We start from the raw sequence: 24,710 nt of genomic DNA, 5'->3' as shown, positions 1-24,710 counted from the left end.
AAAGCTTACGCACGGCCTGCGTTGGAACAGCCTGCGCAACCCTACGGTCTCGGTCTCTCGGGGGGGAGTAGTTCCTATGTTTTCACTGCAGCTGCCTGCAAGGATTCGGTTATGAAGGCCCTGCGCATCATGGACGTGCCGGTCTTGATGTTTGTCTGGATCCTCTGCGTGACGACCGACTGGTCCAGCGGAACGAAAATGGCCCTGAACCTAGCCGCCGTGGCAGGGCTGTGCGTGAAGGAATTCCTGGTCCATCGCCACCTGCAGCGCGTCGCCGGTGGGACCCCGCACGCGGTAAGGCCCGCCGGCGTGCGGTCCTTCGCTGCAGCCACCGCCGCCGCCTGAGCCGTGCCGCCGTCCGCCGCCGCTGCGGGGGAGTAGTCTCGGTATCCCCGGCGCACCGCCGGGGCTGACATGGGGGTATGCATGAGCGGCACGGCTACGGACGACACTCTGATGACGCTTGGCGTGATCGGAACTTCGCGGAAGACTGACGAACGGCGCCTGCCTCTGCACCCGCGCCATCTGGAGCGGATCGACGCCGATGTCCGGGAGCGGATGATCCTGGAGCAGGGCTACGGCGAACGTTTCGGTTTCGCCGATGCGCAGCTTGCCCCGCTGGTGGCACGCCTGGCTCCGCGGAGCGAGGTGATGGCCGCTTCCGACGTCGTGCTGCTGCCCAAGCCGCAGGCCGCTGACCTGCAGGACCTCTCCGACGGGCAGATCCTTTGGGGCTGGCCGCACTGCGTGCAGGATCCGCTCATTACCCAGCTGGCCGTGGACAAGTCTCTGACGCTGATTGCCTTTGAAGCCATGAATCACTGGACGCCGGACGGCGGATTCGGACTGCACGTCTTCCATAAGAACAATGAGCTCGCCGGTTACAGCTCGGTGTTGCATGCCCTGGAGCTCGCCGGCTCCACCGGCGACTACGGCCGGCGGCTCACCGCCGTCGTCATTGGCTTTGGCGCCACTGCCCGCGGCGCGGTCACGGCACTGAAGGCGCTGGGCATCCACGATGTGCAGGTGCTCACGAACCGGGAGACCGCCGCCGTCGGATCCCCCATCCACTCCGCACGGATCCTGCGGTTGGAGCGCGACGACGACCAGCCGCACCTCAGCCACGTAGTCACCGACGACGGGCCGGAGCCGCTGGCGCAATTCCTGGCAGGCTACGACCTGGTGGTGAACTGCACCCTTCAGGATCCCAACGCCCCGCTGACCTATCTCCAGGAATCGGACTTGGCCGCCTTTGCTCCGGGCAGCCTCATCATTGACGTGTCCTGTGACGAAGGGATGGGTTTTTCCTGGGCGAAACCCACCTCCTTCGCCGAGCCGGTATTCGCCGTCGGTGCGGGCATCCTCTACTACGCGGTGGATCACAGCCCCTCGCATCTGTGGGACTCGGCGACGTGGGAAATCAGCGAAGCCGTCCTGCCGTTCCTGCGGACGGTGATGTCCGGTCCCGCGGCCTGGGACGCCGAAGCCAGCGTGGCGCGGGCCATTGAAATCCGCAACGGCCGCATCCTGAATCCCGCGATTCTGGCCTTCCAGGGCCGCTCCGCCGACTATCCGCACACCGTGACCGGCGGCTGACGGCAGCGCGGGCAGGCGGAAGGACCACTTCCCGGGCGGGAGGGATCGGAACCGCCCCGAGCCTAGGTGGCAGGAGCCTGCGGGGTCTATGGTTTTAGGGCCGCACCGTGTTTATGGCCGTACCTTGGCCACTGACAGGAATCGAGCAGCTCATGACCACCGACGTCGCCTCCCTGCTGGTTCCCACCGCCACCGGCCTGGTCCGGGGAATCGTCGCCGACGGCGTCCGCACCTGGCGGGGCATTCCCTATGCCGCGCCTCCGGTGGGCGATCTGCGGCTGCGGGCGCCGCGCCCGCCGGAGCGCTGGAATGGAGTCCTGAACGGAAGCAGCTTCGGAGCCGCCCCGCCCCAGTCCCGGAATCCCTCGCTGACCGGATTCCGGCGCCGGGCCCCCATGGATGAGGACTGCCTGACACTGAACGTCTCGGCGCCGCTGGAACCTGCCGCCGAACGGCTCCCCGTGCTGGTGTACTTTTACGGCGGTGCGTTCAGCTCCGGTTCGTCCACAGTCAAGACCTACCGCGGCTCCCATCTGGTCCGGACGGGTGAGGCCGTTTACGTCTCCCTGAACTACCGGATCGGGGCGCTGGGGTTCATGGACTTCAGCTCCTTCTCGACTGCCGGGCGGACCTTCGACTCCAACCTGGGCCTGCGCGACCAGGTGGCAGCCCTGGAATGGGTGCGGGACAACATTGCGGGCTTCGGCGGGGATCCGGACAATGTGACCATTTTTGGTGAATCCGCCGGGGGCATCTCCGTCACGTCGCTGATGTGCATCCCCGCCGCGCGGGGGCTCTTCCATCAGGCCTACGCCCAGAGCGCCGCTCCGTCCAGCGCTTACTCGCTCGAGCTGCACGCCGCCTGGGCCCGGGATTTGCTGGAGATCCTGAACGTGCCCCTGGCGGATGCCGCGGAGGCCCTGTCAGTGCTTCCGGCGGAAGCACTGGTCCGGGCCACCAACCGGCTGACGTCGAAGATCGGTCCGGCCGACAAGCCCGGATCCCTGAGCGTGTCTCCGGTGGTTGACGGCGACTTCCTGCCGGAGCACCCCATTGACACCTTCAAGAAGGGCCAGGCTGCGCCGGTGCCGCTGGTGCTGGGAACGATGGCCCGGGAAGGAGCGCTGTTCGCCAAAATCGTGGACATCCTGCCCTCCACGCCGGACCGCATCGAGAAGATGTTCGCCGGCACCGATCCGGACGCCCAGGCCCGTGTGCTGGCCGCCTATCCCGGCTACCCGTCGAAGGAGCGGTCGGTGGAAATCAGCGGTGACCTGGTGTTCTGGTATCCGTCAACGATGGTGGCCGAGTCCCATTCGCTGGTGGCCCCCACCTGGTCCTACCGGTATGACTTCGCCACCCCCATGATGAACCTCCTGGGGTTCGGAGCCACACACGCGATGGACGTGCCGGTGATGTTCGGCGAAACCCGGGAACCGATTACCCGGGCGTTGTCCCTGCTGGGCGGGGGCGGAACGCTGAGGGAACTTTCCGCCCGATTTCAGGGCACCCTCCTGAGCCTGGCCAAAACCGGCAGCCCCGGAGACGACTGGCCCCGGTACGAGCCGGTGCAGCGCCGCACCCGGATTTTCGACCGGGAGGACCGGATCGAGCTGGACCCGTTTCCCGAGCGGCGTGAGGCCTGGTCGGGCTATCGCGGATACCTGTGATGCTGTTCACTTAATCCAAACCGCAGCGCGCAAAAGGAGAGTTGGCCAGCATGAGTGAACATTACGACGTCGTGGTCCTGGGAGCCGGTCCGGGCGGCTACGTAGCTGCCATCCGCGCAGCCCAGCTGGGGCTTAGCGTGGCAGTGGTGGAGGAAAAGTACTGGGGCGGAGTCTGCCTGAACGTCGGGTGCATTCCTTCCAAGGCCCTGCTGCGCAATGCCGAGCTGGCCCAGATTTTCTCCAACCAGGCCAAGACCTTCGGGATCAGCGGAGACGTCAGCTTCGATTTCGGTGCTGCTTTCGACCGCAGCCGCCAGGTGGCTGACGGCCGCGTCAAGGGTGTGCACTTCCTCATGAAGAAGAATAAGATCACCGAGTATGACGGCCACGGAGTGTTTACCGACGACCACAGCCTTGAGGTCAGCCTCTCCAAGGGCGGCACCGAGACGGTTACCTTCGACAACGCCATCATTGCCACCGGAACCTACGTGCGGCTGCTGCCCGGGGTGGAGCTTTCGGACAACGTGGTGACCTATGAGGCGCAGATCCTGGACCGGGAGCTGCCGAAGAAGATGGTGATCGTCGGAGCAGGCGCCATTGGAATGGAGTTCGGCTACGTCCTGCGCAGCTACGGCGTGGACGTGACCATCATCGAGTTCCTGGATCGGGCGCTGCCCAATGAGGACGCGGACGTTTCCAAGGAAATCACCAAGGCCTACAAGAAGCTGGGGATACCGATCCTGGCATCGACCAAGGTCGAGACGGTCACCGACAACGGATCGTCCGTGACCGTGACGTATAAGGACAAGGACGGCAAGGACGGGTCCATCGACGCGGACCGGGTCATGCTTTCCATCGGGTTTGCCCCGCGCACCGAAGGCTACGGGCTGGAAAAGACCGGCGTTGCGCTCACCGACCGGGGTGCCATCGGCATTGACGACTACATGCGGACCAACGTCCCGCACATCTACGCGATCGGTGACATCACGGCCAAGCTGCAGCTCGCCCATGTGGCGGAGGCGATGGGCGTGGTGGCGGCCGAAACCATCGGCAAGGCCGAAACCCTGCCGCTGGGTGACTACCGCATGATGCCGCGGGCCACGTTCTGCCAGCCGCAGGTCGCCAGCTTCGGGCTGACCGAACAGCAGGCCCGCGACGAGGGCCATGACGTGGTGGTCAGTACCTTCCCCTTCACAGCAAACGGAAAGGCCCACGGCCTGGGCGAGCCGGTGGGATTCGTGAAGCTGGTGGCGGACAAGGAACATCTGGAACTGCTCGGCGGGCATCTGATCGGACCGGATGTCTCCGAACTGCTGCCCGAGTTGACCCTGGCCCAGAAGTGGGATCTGACCGCCCATGAACTTGCCCGGAACGTGCACACGCACCCGACACTCAGTGAGGCCCTGCAGGAGGCATTCCACGGCCTGACTGGCCACATGATCAACTTCTGACCCACTGTGCCCTTGACACCCCTTGACACCCCTTAACGCCCCGGAGAACCCTGTGAAGGACGGGGATAAGGGAAATCTCGGCCGGCCGGAAAGGCTGCACCATGAGAACTGGCAAAATCTTCATGCTTGTCATCGGGAGCCTGCTGATCCTCATCGGGTTGGGCTTGGCGGCCGGTGCTGCCGTGGTTGGAACGCTGAACGCCCAGCAGGGTGATGACCAATACTTCTCCGCTCCGCAAGAGGTGTACGAGGTGGATTCCTACGCGCTCACCGCACCGGAAATCGAGGTGAGCGAGGGCGTGAGTTCCCAGGACAACTTGGGAACGCTCCAGGTGGTGGGGGAATCCACCACCCCCGGGCAGGAACTGTTCATCGGAGTCGGGCCCCGCGCCGACGTCGACCGGTATCTTGCGGACGTGCAGCACAGCGAATTGGAGGAGGTAACCTTCCGCCCGTTCCGTCCCTATTACGAGGAGCGGCAGGGGACCGCGGCTCCCGCACCTCCCGGCGAGCAGGATTTCTGGACCGCCACGGCCAGCGGCAGCGGTGAACAAACGCTGGACTGGAACCTGGCCGAAGGCAACTGGACCGCCGTGGTGATGAATGCCGACGGCAGCCGCCCGGTGTCGGCCGAGCTGCAGATCGGTGTCCGCTCGGATCTGCTTGGTCCGCTGACCTGGACCCTGCTGATCAGCAGCATCGTGTTCCTCGCAGCGGGAATCGGCCTGGCCGTGGCCGGTGCCAGGGGGTTGAACCGGCAGCGCGGCGCCGGGGGCCCGGGCGGGCCCTACGACAGCTACGCGTCGGCAGGCGTGCCGGGGCCGGGGCAGCCGGGTCAGGTGGGACAGCAAGGGCGGCCCGGACAGCCGGGACAGCCGGGAGGGCCGCCGCAAACGTATGGGCAGATGCAGGACCGCTACGGGCGGGAACAGGAGCTGCCCCCGCCCGGGTCGGGCACCGGCGAATCCGCCGGCGCAATCGGGGCCGCCGGCGCCACTGCGGCTGGCATGGCCCGCGCACGTTCCTCGGCGGCAGCGAGCGGAACCGCATCGGGTGGAGCTCAAAGAAGCGCGACGGTAGCACCGGGTGCCGCCGGAGGAGGAGCGGCCGGGATGGCCGTCGGCGTTCGGGACCCGGGGCTCATGGGACCCCGGTATCCGGTGCGGCTGTACGGTGAGCTTGACCCGAACCTGTCCCGCTGGATGTGGCTGGTGAAATGGTTCCTCGCCATCCCGCACTACATCGTGCTGTTTTTCCTGTGGATCGCCTTTTTCGTCTCCACGGTCATTGCCGGCCTGGTGATCCTGTTCACCGGTCGTTATCCGCGGGGACTCTTTGACTTCAACGTGGGCGTGGTCCGCTGGAGCTGGCGGGTTACCTTCTACGCCACCCGGGTGCTCGGCACCGACCGCTATCCGCCCTTCACCCTGCAGCGCACCGACTATCCGGCCGATTTCAGTGTCGACTATCCGCGCGAGCTCTCCCGCTGGCTGGTCCTGGTGAAGTGGTGGCTGCTCGTCCTCCCGCAGGCCCTGATTGTCAGTGCCATCACCGAAGCCACGATGGTGGTGAATCGGTTCTGGGTAACAGGCAGCGACCAGGAATTCTGGAACGGAGAGTGGACGCGGTTGGGCCCCGGGGGAATGTGGCAGGGCGGCTGGAATGAAGACTGGAACGACACCGTTTTTACCACCGTCAGCTGGCAGGGCCTTTCCCTGCTGAGCCTTCTGGTCCTGATTGCCGCAGTCATTCTGCTGTTCACCGGCCGCTACCCGCGCCAGCTGTTTGATCTGCTGATGGGACTGAACCGCTGGACCTACCGTGTTCTCGCCTACACAGCCCTCATGCGCGACGAGTATCCTCCGTTCCGGCTGGACCAGGGCCCGGCGGACCGCCGGGACGAGGCCGCCGGACTGGGCCGGCCGGGCCCCGGCTGAGGCTAGGAGGCCGCCTCGGACGAGGAAGCGAGGATGCAGAACTCATTGCCTTCCGGATCGGCCAGAACCGTCCAGGAGACTTCCGGATCCTGCCCGACGTCCGCCAGCACGGCACCGAGTTCCAGCAGCCGGTCAACTTCCTCCTGCTGGGTGCAGCCGACGGCGCGCAGGTCCAGGTGCAGCCGGTTCTTCACGGTCTTTCCCTCCGGAACCGGCAGGATGTCGATCGGCGGGCCGGCGCCGTTTGAGGATGCAAGGCTAATGACGCCGTCCTCCTCCTCGGCGATGCGGTAGTCGAGGGCGCGGGTCCAGAAGTCCGCCATCCGGTGGACGTCCACCGCGTCGAGGGCGAGGGAAGAGAATGCACTGGTCATGACGCGGCTCCTGGCTTGGGTGTGGTTGGGCTGTGGGCCAATTTACTCGAAAACCGGCACCCCGTTGCGGACCAGGCGCCAATTGTTTTCAGCGAACGCGGCGGGGTCGACGGTTCCCTGGGCAACCACGAAGTCGATGAGCAGCTGGCGGATCTCCGTCTGCTGGTTCAGGAGTACCGGCGCGGTGGCGATGTGCGGGAAGTTCCCGCCGCCGGACTGGCGGTAGTTGTTGGTGGCGACAGCAAACCGCTGGCCGGGTTCGACCGGTGCGCCGTTGTAGCTCAGGTTGAGGATCCGCTCTCCCACGGGCCTGCTGATATCGATGTCGTAGGAAACCCCGGACATCATGTCGTAGTTGTAGTCAGGTGTTCCGCCCGCGTTCGTGAGCGTTTCCGGATCCACCGGCGAGTCCGGCGCAGTCTGCGCGAAGTACTTCGCTGAGTACTCGAGGTATTCCTTCACCTCAGCGCCCGTCATCTCGACAGCAAAGAGGGTGTTGGGAAAGACATAGAGGCCGGCCAAGTCGCGGATGGTGACGGGGCCGGCGGGGATTTCGGCCGTGCGGCTGAAGGGCGCGGCAATGGAGAGCACCGGAAGGTCGGCATCGGGTCCGCCGCTGAGGCCGGCGCCCACAGCCTGTGCCTGCACATGGTTCACGAAGTCCATGACTGCGGTGTCACGGTAACGTGATTCCACGGCCGACATCGTTTCGGTGGCGGTACCCACCGGTGTGTTGACGTAATTGATGACGCGCTGGTGCTGCTCGGCAACCAGCGCCGAGATTTCCGGGTCCGCTTCAGCCGTGTTGGCGTTCAGCAGGGTCGACGACGCCGAAGTCACGTCCCACTGGCCGCGCACCTTGGTCAGTTCAAAGTCCATCACGGAAAGCCGCATGCCCCAGTTCAGCGGCTCGGTCAAAAGCACCTGGTCTCCGGTCACTTTGTTGGTGATGAAGTGCTCCGGTATTTCCTGGTGCGCGTGGCCCACCAAAATGGCGTCGATCCCGGGCACGGTCTCGGCCAACTGCGTGGAGGCGTTCTCCAGCGGCAGGTCAGACCCGTAGGAGGAGGTCCCGGAAGTTCCTGAATGGGAACTGACAACGACGACGTCGGCTCCCCGGGCCTTCATCTCCGGTACGAACTTTTGCGCCTGTTCCACAATGCCGGGGAACTCCAACTTTCCCTCGACATTGTTCTTGTCCCAGATGGCAACACCGGGGTTGGTGAGGCCCAGGATGCCGATCCGAACCGGTTTGTTGCCCTTGGTTTTCACGGTCTTGATGACGTAGGGAGTAAAGGCCGGATTTCCCGTTGCCTGCTCCACGGCGTTCGCGCCGAGCAGCGGGAAGTCGAGCTGGCTTTCAAAAGTGCGCAGCAGATCCAAACCGTAATTGAATTCGTGATTCCCCAGCGCTGCGGCATCGTATTCCATCGCGTTCATCGCGGCGGCCATGGGATGGATTTCCCCGGTCTCCGTAATTGGTTCAGTGTTCGCGTAATAATCAGTCAGCGACGTGCCCTGGATCGTGTCGCCCGCATCGATGAGCAGGGTCGAGGCCGGTCCCCGGTCGGTGCGCACGGAATCCACCAGCGTGGAGATTTTTGCCAATCCGACGTCGTTGTGCGCGGCGTCGTCGTATTCACCGTCCTTGAAATAATCCCAGTTTTCGATGTACCCGTGCAGATCAGACGTACCCAGAACCGTGACCCTGGTGGTTTTTTCCTTGCCCTTGCCGGCAGGCTCCGGCGGTGCTGCGGCGGACGGGGTCACCCAGACGAGGCAGAGGGCCGCGGCGGCGGTCACGGCGACCGCTCCCCGTCGTCCGTGGGCAGATGTGAACGGCAATGAAACCAGCTCCTCAAAGGTGTTTGGAAATTTCTCCTTCAGAACGTCTACAGGTATCGGGCCCCTTCCGGAAGAGGCAAGGCGCCATTCCTGCAGCTTTTTCTTCCAGATGACAAAATGTGCCGAAGAATGAGGAAGGAAACGGTTGGCAGGGAAAGGAATCGACGGTGGTCTCAACCGGTCGACGCACCGCGGTCAAACCAATTCTATTGACGGCGCTGCGGCATGGCCGCGATTGCTCGTCGCTGCGCTCCAACCTGCTCGTACTCCACTCGTCGCTGCTGACGCGAAACTGCAGTTGGTGATGATAGTCGGGAATCTGGTCGTGGGACTGTTTGGGAGCTGGGGAATTACCTATCTCTCGCGGGGTTTGATCCTGAGTGCAGCGTTCCTTGGTTTCCTTTTGTACGTTCGTCATCATGACGGCCATTTCTGGCAAGAGGAAGAGGAGAGGAAGAGGAAGAGGAAGAGGAAGAGGAAGAGCAAGAGGAAGAGGCCAAGAGGGCCGATTGGGACCGGCGGGCGCGGGCACTCTGACCCCGGTGAAACCGCAGCGATCGACTGACCCTCGATCGCCGGCATCTCGTTGATATCTCTTCGTCGAGGTAGCCGAACGTCTTGCGAGACCTGAACATAGAGATAGCTCGGGTGTCGTGTGAAGCCGCCCCCAGAGGTGACTCGGAACAAGGGAGCAATACCATGAATCTCACGATCTCGATCCAGGTCAGCGTCGACGGCGTCATGCAGGCAAATGGCGGCAACAATGACGAGCTCGACCCCGGTTTTGCGCGCGGCGGCTGGGCCATCCCGACCGGCGACAAGGAGTCGGCCGCGTACATCGCTTCGACGTGGCAGCGCGCGGACGCGTTCCTGCTCGGCCGCAAGACGTTCGGACTGTTCGCGAGCTACTGGGGTGGTCAGGCCGACGACTCGAACCCGTTTTCGGGCGCGATGAATCCTCGGCCGAAGTACGTCGTGTCCAACACCCTGACCGACCCGGCGTGGAAGAACACGACGGTGATCTCGGGGGATATCGCCGCGGGCATCAGGGAACTGAAGGCACAGCCGGGAGGCGAGCTGGTGGTCGTGGGCAGCGGCGTGCTGGCGCGCTGGCTGCTCGAGAACGAACTCGTCGACGAGATCAACCTCATCGTGTGCCCGGTCATCGTGGGAGACGGCCTTCGGCTGTTCCCGCAGCAAGGCAAAGACTTCGGTCTCGAACTGGTCGAGACGCGGGCGTTCCCGACCGGTGTCCTCGCTCACACCTACCGGCTCACCGGCCGCCCCAGCTACGCCTGAGAGGACCAAGCCATGCAATACCTGGTCAATGTCATCGACTACCGCAGCGAATCGGGCACCGTCCAAGAGGCTGTCGCGATCGACGCCTTCAACGAGAAGCTGGTCACCGGCGGCCACTGGGTGTTCGCCGCCGGCCTCGCCGACCCGACGGTCTCGACCGTGATCGACGGGCGCGGCGACGGGCCGGTCTTCACCGACGGACCGTTCATCGAAGCCACGGAGTGGGCCGCCGGATTCTGGATCATCGACGCGCCTGACCTGGACGTCGCCCTCAAGCTGGTGTGCGAGGGCTCGAAAGCCTGCAACCGTCGGCTCGAGGTGCGGCCCCTCCTGTCGGATCCCTGATCGACGCGCAGGACGCCTTGACCCGCGCCCACCGAGACGAGTGGGCACGGGTCGTGGCGACAACCGCCAGGCGGTTCGGGAATCTCGACACTGCCGAGGACGCGGCCGCGGAAGCCTTCGCGATCGCCACGGAGCGCTGGCCGGTGGACGGCATACCGCCCAACCCTGGCGCCTGGCTCACCACGACAGCGAGCCGCAAGGCGATTGACCGGATCCGGCGCGAGAGCAGGCGCGACGCGAGACACACGGAGGCGAAGCTCCTGTACGACGCAGAGCCCGACCCAGTCGGCGTGATCGACGACGACCGGCTTCGGCTGCTCTTCATCTGCTGCCATCCGGCGCTTTCGATGGAGGCACGTGTGGCACTGACGCTGCGGATGATCGGCAGACTGAGCGTGCCCGAGATCGCCCGCGCGTTCCTGGTGCAGGACACCACGATGGGCGCCCGCATCACTCGAGCCAAGGCCAAGATCGCAGCCGCCCACATCCCGTACCGCGTGCCGGCGGCCGAGGATCTGCCCGGCCGAGTGTCGGGGGTGCTCGCAGTACTCTTCCTGATCTTCAACGAGGGCTATCTCGCGTCCGGCCCTGACACCGTCATGAACGAGACGGTCTGACGGTTTGGGCAAGTTCGGCGATTTTCAGCGCGTGCACCTGTGCGCAGTCGAATACACGGAAGCTCGGATTATCTCCCCTGAATGCCAGTACGAGGTCAGTCCCAGCGAGTAGAACAGCCTCAATGTTCTCGACACTGCCGAGGGAGCTCCATGCCAGATGCTCTGTGGGACCGGATGAAGTCAATGTCGGCGGTGATCACGCTGACAAATCAGGCCAGTGACTGCGACTCCTGATATCTATGGACTCGACTTCTGACGCACCCGCCCAGCTACGATTGCCGGGTGGGCGAGGAGAGCTGGGGTCTGGAAGAGTCAGGATGGGTCACTCAGGCGCGCGATTTCATCCCGGCAACGCATCGTGGACTATCGATACTGCGCCTTTACCTTCCATTTCGAGACCCCACTCTCGATGACGGCAAAGACATTGTGCGATGGTCCCGGTACGTCTCGGTAGAAGATCATTCTGCCTCGCTGGATTGGTTTGAAGCGACCGCAGGCATCGCCGAGGAACAGCCTTCCGTTCGCGGTCTCGTCTCCTGCATGGGTGTGTTGGATGAAGAAACCGCGAACGCCCTTCGTGATGCGATTGGTGTTGTCGAGCTTCAATGTCTCCGTTGGATGGGCTACGGAGAAGCCCCACACACCAGCTCGCCTAGGCGCGTGTTCGGGGAGGAATACTTCGAGGCACGCCTCAGTCCTGACGATGTCAAGGCCGGACGAAGGGTCCCGGAGTTTGCGTGGGATGCCGAACGGCGTCTCGCATGGGGTGGTCGGCTATACCCGGACTCGTTGATCGTTGCCGCCGAGCTACCCATCTTTCGGCAACTGATAAACGATCCCCGACTCGACACTGTGTCGGTGAGAGCCGATCGAGATTATCTGCCGCCGAGCGCGGGCGATTGACGAGTTGCCCGCTGACGGGTCCACTGGATACCGCTGTTCCGGTGAAGGACCCCTTTGCAGGACGCCTAGATGCCCCTTCGGTCATGGTCTTTGGCCACCAGCCATTGACCACCATCGATGCAGACCCGGTCATGTCCGCGATGGCACGTCGGGCACTCTGCAGTTGCTGACGGTTTTGAGTTTCTAGCTAATGTCGCCTGTGGCAGACAGGCTCCGAGCTGTTGGCTGAGGGAGCGAAACGAACCTATGTCTGTTCTGGCTAAGCAAAGCCGCCAAATTTAGCATCCGGCCTGGCTATGGAAGGCACGGGCGTCGGAGAAGAACTCATTGGCACTTGATGATCCGCAATTGCTGGAAATTAAGTAGCTGTAGCTGACGGCCGCTACCGCGAGACCGACGATGGTAATGGCGAGCAGGATCCAACGGGCATGCCTACGGTTGATGTGGTCGGTCATTGGTCTCCTTGGTCGGTGATTCTGTCCGTTCGGAGTGCTACACCGTAGCAGCACCGTGCATTGTGGCCCGCGATATTAGTCGCGCATCCAGCCGTGTCAGGAGGATGCGTATCGTTCTTATGTCCGTAAGCCGATCCTTTCTAAGGTCACCACGCGGGGTTAGCAGGGGGCCGGCCGCGTACTACTTACCTAAATGCGTCCAGCCTGACGGTAAAGGCCCCCAGACGGTCCCCCGGGGAGGAACCCGTTCCGTCCTGAACGGGTGTTTTCGCTCACCGGCTGGAGTGTCGACGCGCGCCACCGCCCGGCGGCAGCCGGCGCCTTCCCCACCCGGTGTGACCTCGGTCCATCTGCTCCGTCACACCCGGCCAAACCCGGCCCGGCCGCCTCGATAGTCTTGAAATATGGACCTCGAAAACATTAATTTCAACACCCGGAAGTGGGTCCGTCCCGAAGACCTCAACGCGAACGGCACACTGTTCGGCGGCAGCCTTCTGCGATGGATCGATGAAGAAGCAACAATTTACGCCATCCTCCAAATGGGCAACGGCCGCGTGGTCACCAAGTTCATGTCGGAGATCAACTTCGTCAGCTCCGCCCAGCAGGGCGACATGATCGAGATGGGCCTGCGTGCCACGAAGTTCGGCCGGACGTCACTGACGATGCGGGCCGAAGTGCGCAACATGGTCACGCGTCGAAGCATCCTGACGATTGACCGCATCGTGTTCGTAAGCCTTGACGCGGAAGGCGCACCCGCCCCGCACGGCTTCACCGAGATCACTTACGACCGGGACCGGCTGCCCAGCGGCAACCTTCCCCCGCTTGAAGGCGGACGCCTAGAAAGCGCCAGGTAAGACCCGGGGAACGCCTGAGGAGGAGACCTAAGAAACGCCGGGTTGCGGCGTCGTTTCCCCTGCCTTTTTGGCCCGGTGGACCCCTGAACGGACCCGCAGGGCAGGCAGGGAAAGGCCCCCTGTGAAATACTCGACGGAGCAGCAACGCCACTCAAAGCAAGTCCGGCAGCGCCGGGCAAAGCTCGCGCCGGGCAAGCTGGCACCGCACCACTGCAGCCCGCTCCGCGGCCGGTACGGAACGGAGCCTGCATGCCGAACCCCCGTCACCTCGGTACCGAATCCCTGATCGGCGAGTGGCTGGACGATCCGGCCGGCCGCACCGTCCTTATCGACCTGCTCGCCCGCCGCAGCCCTGACGCCCGTGCCCTCTACGCGATCCGGAAGCTTCCGCTTTCCTCCCTGATGTCGCTGAGCCACGGCGCGGTGACGCCTGAGTACCTGGACCTGATGGTGCATGCGGCCAACCGGCTCAGGGATGAACCAACCGTGCCGCCGGCTACCTCGCACCTGTTTCCATCCGCGGCGCCGCAGGCACCCAACGATTGGGAAGAGCCCATCATCGAGGGCCGGTTCGACGGCAAAACCGTGGTGGTGACCGGTGCTTCCTCCGGGATCGGCCGTGCGACTGCCCTGCGGGTGGCCCGTGAGGGGGGACAGGTACTGGCGATTGATCTCAGCACGCTGCGGATGGAGGCCCTCCTGGAGGAGAACCCGGAGCTGGGCATCACCGGCATCGTCGCTGACATCTCCAGCCAGTCAGATGTCAACAAGATAGCGGTTCAGGCAAGGGGGCGGGTGGACTGCCTCGCCGTGGTGGCCGGGATCGCCGACAACATGGTGGCCCTGCACGAGGTGGAGGACGAACTCTGGGAGAGCGTCTTCCGCATCAACGTTGACGGCCCGTTTCGTGTGTCCCGGGCGATCATCCCGCTGATGCTCTCCCGCGGCGCCGGCTCGATTGTGAACGTTTCCTCCCAGGCGGGGTTGCGCGGCTCCATCGCCGGTGCGGCCTACACGGCGTCCAAGCACGCTGTCATCGGCATGACCCGCAGCGCGGCCTTCATCTACAGTCCGCGCGGCATCCGCGTGAACGCAGTGATTCCACGGCCAACCAAGACCGCATTGGAGTCCAACTATGGCTCACTCGGCGGCGCCGGGCCGCTGCCGACCGCTTCGCTCACCTCACCCGAGGTGGAGGCAGCGCAGATCGCCTCACCCATGACCTACCTGCTCAGCGACGACGCCGCCAACGTCACCGGCGCCATCCTGCCGGCTGACGAAGGCTGGGGCGTCGCCTGACGTCACCCGCCGCGGCGCGCCCGGAGTTCAGCTTCGAGCCGTTGGAGCAGGGCCGGCGTGATCGGGCTGCCGGGGAACCGGGCCAGCCGGTTCAGCGGCATGCTTCCCACCAGGGCCAGGGACGCGGGGAGTCCTGCGGCGCCGGACTCCGGTGCGGAATCCGACACAGACGCCGACGCCGGAGCGCTGAGCGCGTCCACCAGAACTGCCGCCGCATCCGGATCGGCCAGCCACTCGGCGATCGGGGAGCCGGTGGTCAGTTCGGACACCGGCACCGTGCCGTCCAGGGCGGCGGCTCCGGACAATCGGATGTCCCTGGAGGAAGCACCCACTTCAAGCCGGTATTCACCGGCATCCGCCACCCAGGTCCCGGTGCCGGGATCCCACCGGGAGAGCGTCCGGACGTCAAGGCGAAATGACACGCGGCGCGATTCGCCGGGCTCCAGCTGCACCTTCTCGAAACCGCGCAGTTCCCGCAGCGGACGTTGCCGGCCGTCGTCGTCGGGCGCTCCGGCATACAGCTGCACCACTTCGCTGCCGCTGCGGCTGCCGGCATTGGTGAGGGTCAGATCGGCATGGACCAGCTGGCTGGCGCCGGCGCCGACAGTGCTGACCTCCAGCTCCGAGTACTCGAAGGTGGTGTAGGAGAGCCCGTGGCCGAAGGGAAAGGCCACTGCGAAACCGCGGGTGTCGTACCAGCGGTAGCCCACCAGCAGGCCCTCGCCGTACCGGACCGCCCCGTCCTCGCCGGGGTAGTTGCCGTAAGCCGCGGTGTCAGCCAGCCGGTGCGGAATCGTTTCGGCCAGCCGCCCGCCCGGCTCCGCCCGTCCCAGCAGCACATCGGCCACGGCGCTTCCGCCGGCCTCGCCCGGCAGCCAGGCCTCGAGGACGGCCGGCACGGCAGCCGCCCATTCCGTGGTCACCGCGCCGCCGTTCGAAAGCACCACAATGGTCCGCGGATTCGCTGTGACAACAGCGTCCAGCAGCTCCAGCTGGGGACCGGGCAGCTCCAGCGTCGTGCGGTCAAACCCCTCGGACTCGGCGGTTTCGGGCAGGCCCAGGAAGACGACGGCGGTGTCAGCCGCCGCTGCGGCCGCCGCGGCCATGTCCGCCAAATCCTCCTCGGCGCAGGGCGAGTCCGCGGAGAGGACATAGCCGGGCTCGAAGAGCAGATCCGGCACCTGGTCCGCCAGCGCGGCCAGGGGCGTCACCAGATGCACCGGATGGACCCGCGAGGACCCGCTGCCCTGGTACCGCGGTGTGCGGGCCAGCTCGCCGATCACCGCCAGGCTGCCCCCGGGGGAGAGCGGAAGGATCCCGCCGTCGTTCTGCAGCAGGACCATGGAAGCGGCAGCTGCCCGGCGGGCCAGCTCGTGGTGGGCGGCATAGTCAGCAGCTGCGCTGCCTGGCTGCCCTGAATCTGGCTGCCCTGAATCGTGCTGCGCCGGACCGGGTTGGACCGACGCGCGGCGCACCAGCGCCAGGATCCGCTCCACCGCCGTATCAACCTGCTGCTCAGTGACGGTGCCGGCATCGAGGCCGGTGGATAGTTCCTGAGCGCCCAGGCCACCGCTGGCCGGCATCTCCAGATCCAGTCCGGCGGCGAGCGCGGCCGCACGGTCGGTCACCGCACCCCAGTCCGATATCACTGCCCCCTCGTAGCCCCAGGTGTCGCGCAGCACGGTTCCGAGCAGCCACGGATTCTCGGCGGCATGCAGCCCGTTGACCTTGTTGTACGCCGCCATGACAGTCCACGGTCCGGCCGTGCGGACCACGATCTCGAAGGCGCGCAAATAGATTTCGTGCAGGGTCCGCTGGTCAACCACGGCGTCCACCCGCATCCGATCCGCTTCCTGGTTGTTCGCAGCGAAGTGCTTGGGGCTGGCGCCCACCCCGGCCGCCTGAACGGCAGCCGTCCAGGCTGCACCGAGTTCACCGGCGAGCAGCGGGTCTTCTGAGAAGTACTCGAAATTCCGTCCGCACAGCGGGGTTCGCTTGATGTTCAGGCCCGGTCCGAGCAGGACATCCACGCCCTGGGCGCGGGCCTCGCGTGCGACGGCGGTGCCCAGTTCCGCGAGCAGGCTGCGGTCCCAGGAGCACGCCGTCGCGCATTCCGCCGGAAAGCAGGTGGCGGGATGGGAGTCGCCCGGTTCCAGGCCGTCGGCGGTGCCGGCCGGCCGCCGAATGCCGTGCGGGCCGTCGGACAGAACCAGGGACCGGATGCCGTGCCCGGGAAGCGCAGCGGTTTCCCAAAACCCGGCCCCGGACAGCAGTCCGATCTTTTCCTTCAGCGTCAGGTCCGGCATGGCTGGAGTTTCCATGTGCCTCCCTCATCGGCGGGCTTCGAGTCTAAGCCGCCGCCCGGACCGGCGAAAGGGTCGGCAAACCCTGTTCCATCCACCCGGGCGGCCGTAGGGTTTCAGTACGGCCGCAGTGCTCACGGCACGCCGCCGGGAGGGAGCCAACGTGTGAAGACCCACCTCGACCGCTACAAGCAGATTGCCGAAATCCTGTACCGCAACGGACTGGGGTACCTGGTCTCCGCTTCCGGTTTGGAAGCCCGTCTTCCGTTCCGGCGCAAGGCTCAGCCGGGGGACCGGCCCGAGCAGCCGGCCAGCAGCCCCGAGTACCTGCGCCGGGCGTTGGAGGAGCTGGGGCCCACCTTCATCAAGCTGGGCCAACTGCTTTCCACCCGTCAGGATCTGCTGCCCCCGCGCTACCAGAAGGAGCTGGCCAAACTGCAGGACAGCGCCGAGCCCGTGCCCTGGGAGCAGATTCACCCGGTGCTGCAGGGAGCGCTGGGCGAGGACGTGCTGGCACGGTTCGCGTCCTTCGACACCATCCCGCTGGCCAGCGCCTCCATCGGCCAGGTCTACGCTGCCCGGCTGCCCGGAGACATCGGCGTCGTGGTGAAGATCCGCCGGCCCGGCGTCGATGAAGAGGTGAACGAGGACCTGGATATTCTGCAGAGCCTGGCCGGGTATGCGGGAAAGCACTGGGAAGCGGCCCGCGACTATGACGTCCAGGGCCTGATGGATGAGTTTGCCGATACGCTGCGCTCGGAACTGGACTACGCCCAGGAGGGCCGCAACGCCAGGCGGTTCGCCCTGAACTTCGAAGACAACCCCGCCGTGACAATTCCGGCTGTTTATGAGGAGTTCAGCACCTCGACCGTCCTCACGCAGCAGCGGCTCCACGGGCTGAAGGTCACCGACACCGCGGCCCTGGATGCGGCCGGGATCGACCGCAGGGCGCTCGCCGTAACGGCCGCCGACGCGGAAATGAAAATGGTTTTCGACGACGGTTTCTTCCATGCCGATCCGCATCCGGGAAACATTTTCGTGCAGGACGGCGGCCGGATCGGGCTCATCGACTTCGGCATGGTGGGGGAGGTCGATGACAAGTTTCGCGCGCAGCTCTCCGCCCTCTTCATCGCCGTTATCCGGAAGGATCCGGACCGGATGGCCTCAGCGCTGATCCGGATGTGCGTCAGGACCCGCCGGGTGGACCGCCTGCGGCTGCGCCTTGACCTGCAGCAGCTGATCCGTCTGTATGCGGGGCGGACGCTGGGAAACGCGCCCGTGGGCCGCATCATCAACGGGGCCCTGGGCGTCGTCCGGAGCCATCACCTGCAGCTGCCGCGGGAGATGGCGCTGCTGCTGCGCATGCTGATCATGACCGAGGGCATGGGGGAGGTGCTGGATCCGGACTTCAGCATGGGCCAAACCCTCGGCCCCTATGCCCGGCGGATGACGCTGCAGCAGCTGAATCCGGTGGCCTTCGCCCGGCGCCTGGGCCAGGCAGGCGCCGAAACCCTGGAGCTGGGCGCCGAGTTGCCGGACCAGCTGCGCCGGCTGATGAACACCCTCGATTTTGAAGGACTGGAGGTGCACTTGCGGGCGGAGGAACTCTCTCCGCTGGTGGGCCGGCTGGAGCGGGTCGGCAACCGGATGGTGGCTGCCGTTTTTGCGGCGGCCTTCATCCGGGGCGTGGGCGAGCTGACGCTGGGCGACACCGAACGCTGGAAATCCTGGCAGGCCCCGCTGATGACCGCAGGACTTGCCTCCACCGGCGCCCTGGGCGGATATCTGGCCTGGACCGCGCGCAAGCAGCGGATCAGGGGCTACTGATGGATCTGTCGCTGGCCGGCCTGACGGTCCTGGTGGCGGGCGGTACCAGGGGAATCGGCCGTGCCGTGGTGGAGGAATTCGCGAGGGAAGGCGCCAACGTCGCGTTTTGCGCCCGCACGGGCTATCAAGTGGGGGTGCTTGAAGAACAGCTGTCGGAATCGGCCGGGGGTGTTGAAGGCTCCGTCGTGGACGTGATTCATCCCGGGGCCGTGGCCAAGTGGGTCAGCGAATCGGCGGTGATTTTCGGCGGCATCGACATAGTGGTCTCCGCCGTGAGCGCCACGGCCCTGGATGACACGGATGAAAACTGGGGGCTGTCCCTGACCGTTGACCTGATGGGCACGGTTCGGCTGGTCAAGGCGGCACTGCCGCACCTGGAACTCAGCACCGCGCCGTCGATCGTTGCCCTTTCCAACGTCTCGGGGCGGGAGGTCGATTTTGCGGCCGGCCCGTATGCCACGGCCAAGACGGCGGTGGCCGGGTACATTGCGGGCCTCGCCGTCAGGCTCGCGGGACTGGGCATCCGGGCCAACACCGTGAGCGCCGGCAACACGTACTATTCGGGCAGCTACTGGGCTGCCATGGAGGAACGGGACCCCGCCACCTTCGAGGCCGCGCTTGCCCGGAACCCCAGCGGGCGGATGGGCACCCCCGCGGAGGTGGCCGACGTCGTCGCCTTCGTCGCCAGCCCCCGCGCCTCACGGGTCACGGGGGCTAACATCCTGGTGGACGGCGGACTGTCCCGGGGCATCCAGCTTTAGCGCTTGCCCAGCTCCGCCGTCGGCGTCTTATAGGTCTCCTTGGCCGTGAGGGCGGAGATCGAGGCGATCAGGCTGATCGCGGCGGTGAACATGCTGATGACAACCCAGCCGCCGGGTTCCAGTCCGCCCAGCGCAGCCACGATGGACGGGGCGAAGCCCGCCATCAGGAAGCCGAGCTGGGTGCCGATGGCCAGGCCTGAGAAGCGGACCTTGGCGCTGAACATCTCAGCGTAGAAGGACGGCCAGACGGCGTTGGCCGCAGCGTAACCGCCGGAGAAGACAGCCACGGAGAGCGCGAACTGCAGGAGGGTGTTGCCTGACTCCATCGACAGCAGGTAGAACGGCATGATCGCCGCGGAGGACAGCGCGCCGTAGATGAACACCGGTTTGCGGCCGATCCGGTCCGACAGGTTGCCGAAGAGCGGCTGCGTGCCCAGGGCGACGACGTTGCCGGCCACCACGAGCCAGAGCGTGATGCTGGCGTCGACGTTGCCCACTTCCGTGCCGTATTTGATCGCCAGCGTTCCGTAGACCGTGGACACCGCAGCGATGAACGCGCAGCAGATCACGCGGAGCACGTCGCGCCAGTGGTGCGCCAGCAGGTCCTTGACGGGGAGCTTGGAGATCTCGTTGTTGGCCTTGGCTGCGGCGAAGGTGGGGGTCTCGTGCAGCGAACGGCGGATGAAGTACGTGACGACGACAACGACGGCGCTGAGCCAGAACGGAATGCGCCAGCCGATGCCGTACTTGATCTCGTCCGGCAGCGTCAGCACGGGGATGAAGACCAGGGCGGCAAGGATCTGTCCGCCCTGCGTGCCGGTGAGGGTCCAGGAGGTGAAGAAGGAGCGGCGGTTGTCCGGTGCGTGCTCAAGCGTGAGGGAGCTGGCTCCGGCCTGCTCGCCCGCTGCGGACAGGCCCTGCATCAGCCGGCACAGCACCAGCAGGACGGGGGCCCACCAGCCGATGACGTCGAAGCTGGGGAGGCAGCCGATCAGGAAGGTGGAGGCGCCCATCAGGACCAGCGTGAACATCAGCACCTTCTGGCGCCCCACCCGGTCCCCGAAGTGGCCCAGCACCACGGCGCCCACCGGGCGGGCAATGTAGGCAAAGCCGAAGGTTGCCAGCGACATGACGGAGGCCTGCGCGCTGGAGTCCGGAAAGAAGACCTGCGGAAAGATCAGCGCGGCCGCTGTTCCGAAAATAAAGAAGTCGTAGTATTCGACGGCGCTGCCCATGAAACTGGCGGCCGCTGCCTTTTTGGGTGTCTTGGCCTGCGTCTTGCCGGCCGGGACGGTCTCGGTCATGGGGTCTCCTGTAGATGGGATGCGCTGTCGGGTGACGGTGCTGTGCGCAGGTTCGTTCAGTTGCTGATGTGCGCTAGGCGCACAGGTGTGCAGAATTCGAACATCTCCAGTAATGTAGCTCACAACGGCAGGGTGCGGCAACGTGGTTACTCTGCAACATGACGAACAGCAACACGACGAACAGCAACATGACGAATAGTCACACGACGAACAGCGCGGGCAGGTGCCCGTCCCGCAGCGCGGAAGGATGCAACCTGTGAGCAGCCCCTCGGAATCCTATTTGGTCGGCCTCATCGGCGAAGGGGTTACTCCGTCCCTCTCACCGCCCATGCATGAGCAGGAGGCTGACCACCTGGGCCTGCGCTATCTTTACCGGCCCGTTGACCTCTCCGCGCTGGCGCCGGACCCGGCGAACCCGGAGATCGACCCGGGCGTCCAACTGCAGGAGCTGCTGCTCCGCGGCCGGGACCTGGGCTTCAACGCCTTTAATATCACCCACCCCTGCAAGCAGCTGGTCCTGCAGTACCTCGACGAGGTGTCCGACGACGCCCGGAGCCTTGGCGCCGTGAACACCGTCCTGATCCGGGACGGCAAATTCGTCGGCCACAACACCGACTTTTCCGGCTTCGCAACGGCACTGGCCTCGGGACTGCCCGATGCGGTCCTGGACCGCGTGGTGCAGCTGGGAGTCGGCGGTGCCGGCGCCGCCGTCGCCTATGCGCTGCTGAAGGCCGGGACAACTCACCTGACCCTGATCGACCTGGACTACGGGCGGGCAAGTGAACGCGCCGCCGCGCTGGGCCGGCTTTTCCCCGATCAAACCGTAACCGCCGCGGAGAGCTCCAACCTCCCGGAGGTCCTGGCCGAAGCTGACGGGCTGGTCCATGCCACGCCGGTGGGCATGCACTCCCACCCCGGGCTGCCGCTGGATCTGGACCTGCTGGCGCCGCGGCAGTGGGTGGCCGACGTCGTGTACCGGCCGCTCGAAACTGAACTGGTTCTCGGCGCCCGGGCCAAGGGCTGCGCGGTGCTCGACGGCGGTTACATGGCGGTGGGCCAGGCCGTGGATGCCTTCGAGCTGATCACCGGCATCCGCCCCGATGCGGACCGGATGCGGACCCATTTCCTGGATCTCATCGAGCGCGGACTGTAGGGGAGAGGCAAACATGCGGACATCCATTGCCACGGTGTGCCTGAGCGGCACGCTCGAAGAAAAGATGCGGGCCTGCGCGGAGGCGGGGTTCGACGGCATCGAGATTTTTGAACAGGACCTGATTGTCTCGCCGGCCAGTCCCGAGGAGATCCGCGACCTGGCCGCCAGGCTGGGCCTGAGCCTGGACCTGTTCCAACCGTTCCGCGACTTTGAAGGCGTCAGCGAGGACCTCCTCGAAGACAACCTGTACCGGGCCGAGGCCAAGTTTGAGCTGATGAACCGCCTGGGCATCGACACCATGCTGGTCTGCAGCAATGTCGCCACGGCCACTGTGGACGACGACGACGTCGCTGCCTCCCAGCTGCGCCGCATGGGGGAGTTGGCGGCCCGCTACGGCGTCCGGCTCGCCTACGAAGCGCTCGCCTGGGGCCGGTTCGTGAACGACTTCGAGCACGCCCAGCGGATCGTGGACCTGGCCGACCATCCCAATGTCGGCACCTGCCTGGACAGCTTCCACATTCTCTCCCGCCGCTGGGATCCCGCCGGCATCGAGAAGATCCCGGCTGAGAAGATCTTTTTCGTTCAGCTGGCGGACGCCCCGGAGCTGTCCATGGACGTGCTCTCCTGGAGCCGCCACTACCGGGTGTTCCCCGGCGAAGGCGCCTTCGACCTCACCGGCTTCATGGCGCATCTGGTCCGCAGCGGCTATGACGGTCCGGTGTCCCTGGAGATTTTCAACGACGTGTTCCGGCAGACGGCCGAGCAGCGCACCGCCGTCGATGCCATGCGGTCCCTCATTTGGCTGGGCGAACGGACGTCAGTCCATCTGGCGGAGCATGATGCGGCGGAGCACAACCCGGCCTCCCGCAGCTATCCCATGGACCTCGCCACGCTGCCCGCCGTTGCCGAGCCGACAGGCTTCAACTTCGCCGAGGTCAAAGCGGAGAATACCGGCGCCGTGGAAGAGCTGCTGCACCAGCTGGGCTTCCGCTGCGAAGGGCGGCACCGCACCAAGCCGGTCCAGCTGTGGAGTGCCGGAGCGGCACGCGTGATCATCAACCAGCAGCAGGCCAAGGGCATGGCGCCGGGGATCTCCGCCCTGGGGCTTGATGTGCAGGATCCGCTGGCGGCGGCCTCGCGGGCGGTGCAGCTGAAGGCCGTGCCGGTCAGCCGGCGCAGCCAGGCCGACGAAGCGGTGCTCCAGGCAGTTTCAGCGCCGGATTCCACCGAGATTTTCCTCTGCGAGAGCACCCCGGACGGAACCGTCGCCTGGGCGGAGGAATTCGGTGTTCCGCAGGATGCGCGGGAGTCGGCTGCCTGGGGCGCAGGACCCGCTGCCGACGGACTGATCACCCATGTTGACCACATCAACCTCTCCCAGCCCTGGCAGCACTTCGACGAAGCGGTGCTCTTCTACGAGTCCACGCTCTCCCTGGTGCCCCGCGCGTCGCAGGAGGTGCCCAGCCCGATGGGACTGGTGCGCAGCCAGGTGATGTGCAGCAGTGACGGCAGGGTTCGCCTGGCCCTGAACATCGCCCCGCTGGCGCTGGAGGGCGGCGGGCCCGACGGCGGCGCCGACTATCCGCAGCACGTCGCCTTCGCCTGCAGCGATGTGGTGTCCCTGGCCCGGATGGCCCGGCAGCGGGGGCTGAAGTTCCTGCCCATTCCGGCCAACTACTACGAGGACCTGCGGGCCCGGTTCCGGCTGGACCCGGACCTGCTGCGGACCCTGCAGTCCCTGAACCTGCTGTACGACCGCGACGGCGACGGCGAGTTCCTGCACTTCTACACGGCGACTGTTGGGAACGTGTTCTTCGAGGTGGTGGAACGCCGCCGTTCCTACGACGGGTACGGCGCGCCCAACGCCCCCGTGCGCCTGGCCGCCCAGTACCAGCGAGCCCGCAGGGGCGGCGCATAGGAGCGTATAAGATGGGCGGCATGGGGGCGGAAGACGGATACTACGTAAAGTCGGTGGAGAAAACCCTTGCCGTGCTGCAGTCGTTCACCCCGGAACATCCGCAGCTGAGCGTGAGCGCGGTGGCTGCGGCTGCCGACCTGAGCCGGGCCTCGGCCCGCCGGTTCCTGATGACCCTGTGCGATCTCGGGTATCTCAGCTGCGAGGGGCCGCTCTTTGCGCTGGCTCCGCGGTCCCTGGACATTGGATCGGCTTTCCTGGCCACTCTCTCGCTGCCCTCGCTGGCTGAACCCCACCTCAAGACGCTGGCGGCCGAGCTGGGCGAAACCACCTCCCTGTGCATTTTGGACGGCATGCATGTGGTGTACGTGGCCCGGGTGGCGCCGCCGCGCCTGGTGCATGTTTCGGTGCATGTCGGGACGCGCTTTCCTGCCTGGGCCACGTCCATGGGCCGGGTGCTGATCGCCGCCCTGGAACCCGAGGCACGCGAAGCCCATCTGAACGCCGTGGAATTCCAGGCCTTCACTCCGCACTCAGTGTCGACCCTGGACGAACTCCGGGCCGAAGTGGAGCTGGCCGGCCGGCGCGGCTGGGCCCGGGTCGCCGACGAACTCGAGGGCGGGCTGCGCGGCGTCGCCGTGCCCGTCTCGCGTGCCGGGACCGTCGTGGCAGCCGCCAACGTGTCCCTGCAGATGCACCGGGACCCGCACCTGTCGGTGGAGGAGAGCGTGGTGCCCCGGCTGAAGGCGGCGGCGGAACGGATCACCGCCGACCTCAGCATCCGCTAGGAAGCTGCTGTGCG

At 65.7% G+C, this 24,710-nt stretch carries 22 protein-coding genes; 17 read left to right on the top strand and 5 right to left on the bottom strand.

The annotated features are described in order from the left end of the window. Positions 1-111 precede the first annotated feature (111 nt). The 5 genes from QNO08_RS10030 to QNO08_RS10010 all read left to right on the top strand — a co-directional run bounded on the left by QNO08_RS10030 (position 112) and on the right by QNO08_RS10010 (position 6,654). Complete coding sequence (locus tag QNO08_RS10030; protein ID WP_229965655.1) at positions 112-345, top strand: hypothetical protein; 234 nt, start codon at positions 112-114, stop codon at positions 343-345. 81 nt (positions 346-426) lie between these two features. Next, entirely contained in the window at positions 427-1,596 is a 1,170-nt protein-coding gene (locus QNO08_RS10025; protein ID WP_229965656.1) for a N(5)-(carboxyethyl)ornithine synthase, read from the top strand. A gap of 152 nt (positions 1,597-1,748) precedes the next feature. After that, entirely contained in the window at positions 1,749-3,266 is a 1,518-nt protein-coding gene (locus QNO08_RS10020) for a carboxylesterase/lipase family protein (protein WP_229965657.1), read from the top strand. A 50-nt stretch (positions 3,267-3,316) separates the two neighbouring features. Then, positions 3,317-4,717: a dihydrolipoyl dehydrogenase gene (lpdA, locus tag QNO08_RS10015; RefSeq protein ID WP_229965658.1), complete on the top strand. Its 1,401-nt coding sequence runs from the start codon at positions 3,317-3,319 to the stop codon at positions 4,715-4,717. Positions 4,718-4,818: 101 nt separating this feature from the next. Then, positions 4,819-6,654, top strand: coding sequence for a DUF4389 domain-containing protein (locus tag QNO08_RS10010; RefSeq protein ID WP_229965659.1), 1,836 nt, complete (start codon positions 4,819-4,821; stop codon positions 6,652-6,654). A gap of 2 nt (positions 6,655-6,656) precedes the next feature. Here QNO08_RS10010 and QNO08_RS10005 read toward each other — a convergent pair whose 3' ends face one another. Together QNO08_RS10005 and QNO08_RS10000 are read right to left on the bottom strand one after the other, a co-directional pair. Further along, positions 6,657-7,028 (bottom strand): VOC family protein, encoded by a 372-nt coding sequence (locus QNO08_RS10005; protein WP_229965660.1) that lies wholly within the window; start codon positions 7,026-7,028, stop codon positions 6,657-6,659. A gap of 42 nt (positions 7,029-7,070) precedes the next feature. Further along, complete coding sequence (locus QNO08_RS10000; RefSeq protein ID WP_229965661.1) at positions 7,071-8,873, bottom strand: bifunctional metallophosphatase/5'-nucleotidase; 1,803 nt, start codon at positions 8,871-8,873, stop codon at positions 7,071-7,073. A 301-nt stretch (positions 8,874-9,174) separates the two neighbouring features. Here QNO08_RS10000 and QNO08_RS09995 point away from each other — a divergent pair, with 301 nt between their 5' ends. The 5 genes from QNO08_RS09995 to QNO08_RS09975 all read left to right on the top strand — a co-directional run bounded on the left by QNO08_RS09995 (position 9,175) and on the right by QNO08_RS09975 (position 12,037). Next, positions 9,175-9,438 (top strand): hypothetical protein, encoded by a 264-nt coding sequence (locus tag QNO08_RS09995; RefSeq protein WP_229965662.1) that lies wholly within the window; start codon positions 9,175-9,177, stop codon positions 9,436-9,438. 134 nt (positions 9,439-9,572) lie between these two features. Next, a complete protein-coding gene (locus tag QNO08_RS09990) occupies positions 9,573-10,172 on the top strand; it encodes a dihydrofolate reductase family protein (protein ID WP_229965663.1) in 600 nt (199 codons plus the stop codon). A gap of 12 nt (positions 10,173-10,184) precedes the next feature. Then, a complete protein-coding gene (locus tag QNO08_RS09985) occupies positions 10,185-10,517 on the top strand; it encodes a YciI family protein (protein WP_229965664.1) in 333 nt (110 codons plus the stop codon). Positions 10,518-10,570: 53 nt separating this feature from the next. Next, entirely contained in the window at positions 10,571-11,134 is a 564-nt protein-coding gene (locus QNO08_RS09980) for a sigma factor (protein ID WP_229965665.1), read from the top strand. Positions 11,135-11,416: 282 nt separating this feature from the next. Beyond that, positions 11,417-12,037 (top strand): hypothetical protein, encoded by a 621-nt coding sequence (locus QNO08_RS09975; RefSeq protein ID WP_229965666.1) that lies wholly within the window; start codon positions 11,417-11,419, stop codon positions 12,035-12,037. A 278-nt stretch (positions 12,038-12,315) separates the two neighbouring features. Here QNO08_RS09975 and QNO08_RS09970 read toward each other — a convergent pair whose 3' ends face one another. Further along, complete coding sequence (locus QNO08_RS09970) at positions 12,316-12,492, bottom strand: hypothetical protein (RefSeq protein WP_229965667.1); 177 nt, start codon at positions 12,490-12,492, stop codon at positions 12,316-12,318. A 404-nt stretch (positions 12,493-12,896) separates the two neighbouring features. On the opposite strand from QNO08_RS09970, the gene QNO08_RS09965 reads away from it, so the two are divergent. Both QNO08_RS09965 and QNO08_RS09960 read left to right on the top strand, forming a co-directional pair. Continuing rightward, entirely contained in the window at positions 12,897-13,346 is a 450-nt protein-coding gene (locus QNO08_RS09965; RefSeq protein ID WP_229965668.1) for an acyl-CoA thioesterase, read from the top strand. A gap of 249 nt (positions 13,347-13,595) precedes the next feature. Next, positions 13,596-14,645, top strand: coding sequence for an SDR family NAD(P)-dependent oxidoreductase (locus tag QNO08_RS09960; RefSeq protein ID WP_229965669.1), 1,050 nt, complete (start codon positions 13,596-13,598; stop codon positions 14,643-14,645). Between the two features lie 2 nt (positions 14,646-14,647). Here the strand turns inward: QNO08_RS09960 and QNO08_RS09955 are convergent, their stop codons facing one another. Then, positions 14,648-16,966 carry a glycoside hydrolase family 3 C-terminal domain-containing protein gene (locus QNO08_RS09955; RefSeq protein ID WP_229965670.1) on the bottom strand — a complete coding sequence of 773 codons (2,319 nt, stop codon included), beginning with the start codon at positions 16,964-16,966 and terminating at the stop codon, positions 14,648-14,650. Between the two features lie 147 nt (positions 16,967-17,113). Between QNO08_RS09955 and QNO08_RS09950 the strand changes: the two genes are divergently transcribed. Then, positions 17,114-18,775, top strand: a complete 1,662-nt coding sequence (locus tag QNO08_RS09950; protein WP_229965671.1) for an ABC1 kinase family protein — start codon at positions 17,114-17,116, stop codon at positions 18,773-18,775. Beyond that, on the top strand, positions 18,775-19,536 hold the full coding sequence (locus QNO08_RS09945; protein WP_229965672.1) for an SDR family NAD(P)-dependent oxidoreductase: 762 nt from the start codon (positions 18,775-18,777) through the stop codon (positions 19,534-19,536). Before QNO08_RS09950 ends, QNO08_RS09945 begins: the two co-directional genes overlap by 1 nt. On the opposite strand, the gene QNO08_RS09940 is transcribed toward QNO08_RS09945, so the two are convergent. Continuing rightward, positions 19,533-20,840 (bottom strand): MFS transporter, encoded by a 1,308-nt coding sequence (locus tag QNO08_RS09940; protein ID WP_229965673.1) that lies wholly within the window; start codon positions 20,838-20,840, stop codon positions 19,533-19,535. The genes QNO08_RS09945 and QNO08_RS09940 overlap by 4 nt on opposite strands. Positions 20,841-21,096: 256 nt before the next feature. Here QNO08_RS09940 and QNO08_RS09935 point away from each other — a divergent pair, with 256 nt between their 5' ends. Genes QNO08_RS09935 through QNO08_RS09925 form a run of 3 tightly spaced genes read left to right on the top strand, consistent with a single transcriptional unit; the run spans position 21,097 to position 24,696 of the window. Continuing rightward, positions 21,097-21,993, top strand: coding sequence for a shikimate dehydrogenase (locus QNO08_RS09935; protein WP_229965674.1), 897 nt, complete (start codon positions 21,097-21,099; stop codon positions 21,991-21,993). Between the two features lie 13 nt (positions 21,994-22,006). After that, positions 22,007-23,911 carry a bifunctional sugar phosphate isomerase/epimerase/4-hydroxyphenylpyruvate dioxygenase family protein gene (locus QNO08_RS09930; protein WP_229965675.1) on the top strand — a complete coding sequence of 635 codons (1,905 nt, stop codon included), beginning with the start codon at positions 22,007-22,009 and terminating at the stop codon, positions 23,909-23,911. 20 nt (positions 23,912-23,931) lie between these two features. Next, the gene (locus QNO08_RS09925; protein WP_229965676.1) at positions 23,932-24,696 is read left to right on the top strand and encodes an IclR family transcriptional regulator domain-containing protein; all 765 of its coding nucleotides are present in this window, start codon (positions 23,932-23,934) and stop codon (positions 24,694-24,696) included. Positions 24,697-24,710: the final 14 nt, after the last annotated feature.

The organism is Arthrobacter sp. zg-Y820 (assembly GCF_030142155.1).
Classification (GTDB): domain Bacteria; phylum Actinomycetota; class Actinomycetes; order Actinomycetales; family Micrococcaceae; genus Arthrobacter_B.
This window is presented reverse-complemented; position numbering and strand designations above follow the sequence as displayed.

Bases quoted from the DNA above. Each gene is read 5' to 3' on its own strand.
- QNO08_RS09925 (WP_229965676.1), top strand. From the start codon at position 23,932: ATGGGGGCGGAAGACGGATACTACGTAAAGTCGGTGGAGAAAACCCTT.
- lpdA (WP_229965658.1), top strand. From the start codon at position 3,317: ATGAGTGAACATTACGACGTCGTGGTCCTGGGAGCCGGTCCGGGCGGC.
- QNO08_RS09965 (WP_229965668.1), top strand. From the start codon at position 12,897: ATGGACCTCGAAAACATTAATTTCAACACCCGGAAGTGGGTCCGTCCC.
- QNO08_RS09930 (WP_229965675.1), top strand. From the start codon at position 22,007: ATGCGGACATCCATTGCCACGGTGTGCCTGAGCGGCACGCTCGAAGAA.
- QNO08_RS09955 (WP_229965670.1), bottom strand. From the start codon at position 16,966: ATGGAAACTCCAGCCATGCCGGACCTGACGCTGAAGGAAAAGATCGGA.
- QNO08_RS09970 (WP_229965667.1), bottom strand. From the start codon at position 12,492: ATGACCGACCACATCAACCGTAGGCATGCCCGTTGGATCCTGCTCGCC.
- QNO08_RS09985 (WP_229965664.1), top strand. From the start codon at position 10,185: ATGCAATACCTGGTCAATGTCATCGACTACCGCAGCGAATCGGGCACC.
- QNO08_RS10020 (WP_229965657.1), top strand. From the start codon at position 1,749: ATGACCACCGACGTCGCCTCCCTGCTGGTTCCCACCGCCACCGGCCTG.
- QNO08_RS09940 (WP_229965673.1), bottom strand. From the start codon at position 20,840: ATGACCGAGACCGTCCCGGCCGGCAAGACGCAGGCCAAGACACCCAAA.
- QNO08_RS10025 (WP_229965656.1), top strand. From the start codon at position 427: ATGAGCGGCACGGCTACGGACGACACTCTGATGACGCTTGGCGTGATC.
- QNO08_RS09990 (WP_229965663.1), top strand. From the start codon at position 9,573: ATGAATCTCACGATCTCGATCCAGGTCAGCGTCGACGGCGTCATGCAG.
- QNO08_RS10005 (WP_229965660.1), bottom strand. From the start codon at position 7,028: ATGACCAGTGCATTCTCTTCCCTCGCCCTCGACGCGGTGGACGTCCAC.
- QNO08_RS09960 (WP_229965669.1), top strand. From the start codon at position 13,596: ATGCCGAACCCCCGTCACCTCGGTACCGAATCCCTGATCGGCGAGTGG.
- QNO08_RS10010 (WP_229965659.1), top strand. From the start codon at position 4,819: ATGAGAACTGGCAAAATCTTCATGCTTGTCATCGGGAGCCTGCTGATC.
- QNO08_RS09945 (WP_229965672.1), top strand. From the start codon at position 18,775: ATGGATCTGTCGCTGGCCGGCCTGACGGTCCTGGTGGCGGGCGGTACC.
- QNO08_RS10030 (WP_229965655.1), top strand. From the start codon at position 112: ATGAAGGCCCTGCGCATCATGGACGTGCCGGTCTTGATGTTTGTCTGG.